Source organism: Clostridium estertheticum (genome assembly GCF_018861295.1).
Classification (GTDB): Bacteria; Bacillota; Clostridia; order Clostridiales; family Clostridiaceae; genus Clostridium_AD; species Clostridium_AD estertheticum_D.
In genome coordinates, this window is sequence record NZ_JAHLDM010000007.1 from 202,874 (window position 1) to 208,873 (window position 6,000).

Here is a 6,000-nt window from a genome sequence, read left to right on the forward strand (position 1 = left end):
CCAAACAAATTTAAGCCATTCTAAATTGATATTTAGAATGGCTTAAATTTACAAATGATTCCATTAAGTTTGCTCCCCTATTCACTTCGCTATCAACTTTATATTCCAGAGGCTACTTCTTTATATATATCACTAAATTTTTTATTATCTTTTAAACTCTGAAGATATTTCATAAATGGAATTTTTAACTCATCCCTCTTTAAGGCGAATTCTACTGTTGCTTCAAGAAACCCTAATTTATCCCCTACATCGTATCTTCGTCCTTCAAATATATATGCATACATATCTTGCTGTGCTATTAATGTTTTAAGGGCATCAGTTAATTGAATTTCTCCCCCTTTTCCGGGAAGCGTTTTATCTAATATATCAAATATTTCAGGAGTTATTATATATCTACCAAGTATAGCTAGATTTGATGGCGCTTTGTCTACTTTTGGTTTCTCAATAAGGTTATCTACTTTGTACACTTGATCGCTTAAACGCGTTCCATCAACTATTCCATATTTATCTACGTTTTTTCTTTCTACCTGCTGAACTCCGAGTATCGTTGTATTTCTTTCTTCAAAACAATCCATAAGTTGTTTAAGACATGGAATCTTCGCATCCACTATATCATCACCGAGCATTACCGCAAATGGTTCATTACCTACAAAGGCTCTTGCACAATTTATAGCATCTCCTAGCCCCTTAGGTTCCTTTTGCCTTATAAAATATATATTTACCATATTTGATATATTTCGAACTTGTTTAAGAAGAATATCTTTATGCTTGTTTTCCAGATCTAACTCTAGTTCTATTGATTTATCAAAATGATCTTCAATAGACTTTTTATTTCTACCTGTAATAACTAATATTTCTTCTATGCCTGATGCAACAGCCTCCTCTATAATATATTGCATTGTAGGCTTATCAACTATAGGTAACATTTCTTTAGGTAATGCCTTCGTCGCTGGTAAAAATCTTGTTCCAAGTCCTGCTGCTGGTATAATTGCTTTTTTAACTTTCATATAAAACATCTCCTTTTATATATTATTGCTTCATAAATTCAAATGAGGTTCAAGCTATTCCATTGGTTCCAGATGACGATTTGACAATTGTACCAAAAACCCAAAATCTGTATCCTAAAAAATTAACAACTTGAGCTAAAACCATGGAAATAATTTTTGCAATTAAAGGATTCATGGAATTGTTGCTCAGTAATATACTCATACCTAATAAACTTACACCTAGGGAAGCTGAATTAACAACAGCGAACTGAACAATCTCTTTTGTCGTTTTTTTACTTGTTTTCGTATCATTAAAAGTCCAAAATTTATTTAGGAAGTAGCTATTTAACGTACCACCTGAATATGACACTATCTGACTTATAACATAGTTAACACCCAAAATACTATTAAGCACAGAGAATATTCCAAAGTCAATTACAGTATTTAACCCACCTACAAATCCAAACCTTAAAATATGTGTAAGTTTTTCATTGTTTTTTAAATTATTGTAAATATTTTTAAAAGTAATCATGTGCTTCACTCCTTCTTTAATCCTATATTTATATACTAACAAAGAAATGTATCAAAATTAGCAAATAATTATGTTAAAAATATGTTAGTTGTAACATAATTCACTTATTTTTATTTTTAAAAATTTCTAATAAGTAGTAATTAATTGCTACTTATTAGCATTAAATAACTACACACGAAAAAAAAGGTTACTATTAAAAAAACAGTAACTTCTTCTTCGTGTATTATAATTTAACATTAATCCTATAATTTATAAATATTTTTTATTTTTTCTATTGAAGGTAAATCAACTACTGCACCCAAAAACTTAAGTTTATAAGCACTAACTGCTGATGCTAAATAAAGAGATTGCTTAACTGTATAACCCTTTATAATTGATGCATAGAAACCCGACCAAAATGCATCTCCCGCACCTGTTGTATCAACTACGTCACTAGCTAATGTAGGTATTTTTATCTTTTCATTACCATTTGAAACAACAGCTCCATCTTTACCAAGAGTCATTATTACAAGTTTTGCTCCTAGCTCTAAAAATTTATCAATTTGATTGTCAATTGTATCTTTACCAAACAATCTTTGTGCATCATCCTCAGATGGTTTTATTATGTCTACATACTTAATAATTGATTTTACATATTCTATGCCATCATGACCTCTTTCCCATATCATACGATGATAATTTGGGTCAAACGCAATAATAATTTTATTCTTTCGGGCTATTTTGATAATTTGCTCCATAGTATTTCTAAATGGTTGCATTGATAGTGGCCAACAAGAGAAATGTACAATCTTGGTCTTTTTTATTGTTCCCTCCAGCTCTTTGCTATAATGTATTTTGAAATCAGCATTTCTATAGAATATAGGTACTGGAGTTCCTATGCTTTTTGTTATCAGAACAATACTAGTTGGATAATCAACTTGCTTTACCATACTTGTATTAATATTATTATTCTTTAAGTGTTGTATTAAAAAGTCTCCCAAACCATCATTACCTACAGCACTTACAATTTGAGACTTTATTCCTAGTTTCGTTGTATTCATTGCGATGTTTGCTGGAGATCCTCCAAAATACCTTTCGTAATCATTACTTTCGAAGTTGTTACTGTATTCTTTTGATATCATATCTATAAGTAGCTCACCTATTGCTAATACATCGATTTCCTTATCATAAAATTCTATTTTCTTATTAAAACTTATCATATTAATCCCCCTAAATACCTGATATCAATAGTATAGTTACAATAATTTTTATTGTTTTATCACGGTTAATTAATGTAACCCATTTCTCATAATTCCATTATACAATATGTTTATTTAACATGTCAACCGTATGACATAGTTATTTTACAATATTTATTATAATGAATCTAATCGTAATTTTTTATCTAGTTAAATTCATTTAGAAAGCTTTCTCTAAATTTTAAAATAGTATGTTTTTCTCCATTAACATAGCAGTCACACATTTTAGTGAAGGTGCATTGTTCTTTTTTAAACCGTCTTTTTAACTCAAGTATATCTTTTCTTCTCATGTATAAACTCCTCGATTTATAGACAAACCTTACGTAAATTTATAGTTGAAGTTGTTTGTCTTTAGTATTTTTCAGCAAATTCGTTTCTCTCATAAAAACCCCCAGGGGACGTGAACAAATTGTAGCCACAATTTGTTTTGCTAAAGCTTTCAGCTAATGATGTAACTTTGACTAATGATGATGATGATGGAGTAGTTACTTCAATAAAAAAATATATTGGTTGGTAAAATAATCTCATTATATTAAATTATATGAACCAACTTTCTGTTTTATTTTGAGTAAAAAAGTGGCTGCTTCAAAATAAAATTAATTTTTATTTTGAAGCAGCCACTTTTACAATGAAGAATTATTTGCTTTTTAAAATCCATATAATGCTTTGATAATCACCCTCTAAATCTGTTATGGTAAGCCCTACATACATAAGTTCATCTCCACCATAGGTGTTATCTTTTCCAAAAACTGAATATTCTTTATTTGGATCTAGGCCTTTTAATTTAAGTCTTCTTATCGGGGCATTTGCTAATGCCAAAACTCTAAAGTATGCCACAACTGCCTGGGTCTTATCTTCTGTGACAAACATCCATGCAGTTTCATTGCCTTCAAAAGGATTTAACAGTCGATACATTTCACCAAACTGAATAATTTCTCTCAGCTCTTTATATTGTGCTACCTGCACTTTTACTTCTCCTTTTTCTTCATCTGAGAACTTTGTAAGATCTAATTCATAGCCAAAGTTACCAGACATAGCCACATCGCCTCTCATTTTAAGAGAAGTATTTCTATGAACTTGGTGATTTGGAACTGCTGAAACATGAGATCCCATAGTACTAATAGGGTAAACAATACTTGTGCCATACTGTATTTTTAATCTATCTACTGCATCGGTATTATCACTAGTCCAGGTTTGAGGCATGTAGAATAACATTCCGGGGTCAAAACGGCCACCACCACCCGAACAACTTTCAAACAATATATTTGGGAATGATGAAGTTATCTCATCCATAATTCTATATAATCCTAGCATATATCTATGAGCTGTTTCTTTCTGCCTTTCTACGGGCAAACATTCAGAACCGATTTCAGTCATATTTCTATTCATATCCCATTTTACATAGCTTATATTAGCGCTACTTAAAACATTTGATACAGATTTAATAATATAAGTACACACATCTTCTCTAGATAAATCCAATATTAATTGATTTCTTGATTCTGATGGTGTTCTATTTGGTACATGCAAGCACCAATCTGGATGCGCTCTATATAAATCACTATTAGGTGATACCATTTCAGGTTCAAACCATAATCCGAATTGCAATCCAAGTTCGTTGATACGATTAGCTAAATTATCTAATCCCTTAGGTAATTTTTTAGTATTAACTACCCAGTCACCTAATGAACAATCATCATTATCCCTCTTTCCAAACCAGCCATCATCTAATACAAAAAGTTCAATACCAAGTTCTTTTCCAACTTTAGCAATGCTTTCTATTTTTTCAGCGTTAAAATCAAAATATGTAGCTTCCCAGTTGTTTACAAGGACAGGTCTTGTTTTATCTCTAAATTCACCTCTACATAATCTTGTGCGATAAAGTTTATGGTAGGTTCTAGACATGTCACCTAAACCATTTGAGGAATAAACCATTACAGCTTCAGGAGTTTGGAATGATTCCCCTTGCTTTAAAATCCAAGAAAAATCAAAAGGATTTATTCCAATGGATACCCTGGTAGTCTCATCTTGGTCAACTTCAGCCTGAGCTAGGAAATTACCGCTGTAAACTAAACTAAAACCATATACTTCACCTTGCTCTTCAGTAGCATTTTTGCTTAGTAGTGCTATAAAAGGATTATGTTGGTGACCACTTGCGCCTTTTCTACTTTCTATAGATTGATTCCCATTTAAAAGAGGTCTTCTTTCAATACTTCTTTCTTTTTGCCAGGATCCATAAAGGTGCATAAAATCATAGTCTTTATTATTAAAATCTACACTCATACTTAAAGCACGAAGTAGTTTAAGATTTGTATTCCCCTCATTAATAAAACGCACATTTCGTGTGATAACGTCATAATTGTTATAGGCGGTATACGATAGAACAGCCTTTAGCCCAAGCAAAGAATCTGTTAATACTATTTCAAGAGTTTCGGCTTCAGCGTCACTTTCAACATAAGTAGCTGGTAATGTTTTTAGTGCGGGTTTTCCTTTTATAATTCTATGTGATTTATATCTAAGATCAGTTATAGTTGTGCCGTTCTCGAGTTGTACTGAATATGCTGGAGTACGAAAATCTGTATTTCCATATGCAGGATATTCCTGTGGTAAAGTATCAAGTGTAAGTACTATATCATTAGCATCTGAATTTGTTGAAAAAGATCCTCTAGCTATACCTGCTAATAGCTCCTGAACATTAACTTTTTTTATCTTTCTTCCCCAGTAAAGGTGTGAAAGATACCCATCCTTATATACCTGCATAACGTAGCTTGTATTTCCTGCTTGTAAATGAAAAACTCTTGTTACTTCATTATAAGATATGCCCATGTTGTAAACCGCCCTTCATAAAATATTATAACTATCACATTCAAAATCATCACTATATTCTACCGATATCATATCTACAAGAAGTTCCCCTACTACTAAAATATCATTTCTTTATTCTGGAAATTAATTATGTCATCAAATTTAAACATTATCTCCTCCTGATTTTCGATATTTCAAACTTACTTTTACAATAGAACCTTAAAAATGATTACCAAAGGCTATTAGTTACTTTAAATGAACAATCATCATATTTTAATATACTATTTAACTTATTTTTTAATGTTCAATTTATTTAACAATAATACATAAATTCAAAATTAGCTTTTCGAACCTGTACTTGCAACACCTTCAATAAATTGCTTCTGAAATATAATAAATATTATAAGCATTGGCCATATAGCTATCATTGAGCCTGCCA

At 31.0% G+C, this 6,000-nt stretch carries 4 protein-coding genes and 2 pseudogenes; all 6 read right to left on the reverse strand.

Annotation, left to right across the window (positions count from 1 at the left end; translation table 11 throughout):
* Window positions 1–98 precede the first annotated feature (98 nt).
* Window positions 99–1,007, reverse strand: a complete 909-nt coding sequence (galU, locus tag KPL54_RS09705; protein ID WP_216106371.1) for a UTP--glucose-1-phosphate uridylyltransferase GalU — start codon at window positions 1,005–1,007, stop codon at window positions 99–101.
* A gap of 49 nt (window positions 1,008–1,056) precedes the next feature.
* Complete coding sequence (locus tag KPL54_RS09710; protein WP_216106372.1) at window positions 1,057–1,518, reverse strand: GtrA family protein; 462 nt, start codon at window positions 1,516–1,518, stop codon at window positions 1,057–1,059.
* A gap of 242 nt (window positions 1,519–1,760) precedes the next feature.
* Complete coding sequence (locus KPL54_RS09715) at window positions 1,761–2,717, reverse strand: carbohydrate kinase family protein (RefSeq protein ID WP_216106373.1); 957 nt, start codon at window positions 2,715–2,717, stop codon at window positions 1,761–1,763.
* Window positions 2,718–2,914: 197 nt separating this feature from the next.
* Window positions 2,915–3,046: pseudogene (locus tag KPL54_RS09720) on the reverse strand (DUF4317 family protein); the annotation flags it as partial.
* Between the two features lie 346 nt (window positions 3,047–3,392).
* Complete coding sequence (locus KPL54_RS09725; protein WP_216106374.1) at window positions 3,393–5,582, reverse strand: alpha-galactosidase; 2,190 nt, start codon at window positions 5,580–5,582, stop codon at window positions 3,393–3,395.
* Window positions 5,583–5,899: 317 nt separating this feature from the next.
* Window positions 5,900–6,000, reverse strand: a pseudogene (locus KPL54_RS26055) (carbohydrate ABC transporter permease); the annotation flags it as partial.

What these genes read in the sequence shown, in the direction of transcription:
- galU (WP_216106371.1), bottom strand. Translation starts at nt 1,007, where the DNA reads ATGAAAGTTAAAAAAGCAATTATACCAGCAGCAGGACTTGGAACAAGA.
- KPL54_RS09710 (WP_216106372.1), bottom strand. Translation starts at nt 1,518, where the DNA reads ATGATTACTTTTAAAAATATTTACAATAATTTAAAAAACAATGAAAAA.
- KPL54_RS09715 (WP_216106373.1), bottom strand. Translation starts at nt 2,717, where the DNA reads ATGATAAGTTTTAATAAGAAAATAGAATTTTATGATAAGGAAATCGAT.
- KPL54_RS09725 (WP_216106374.1), bottom strand. Translation starts at nt 5,582, where the DNA reads ATGGGCATATCTTATAATGAAGTAACAAGAGTTTTTCATTTACAAGCA.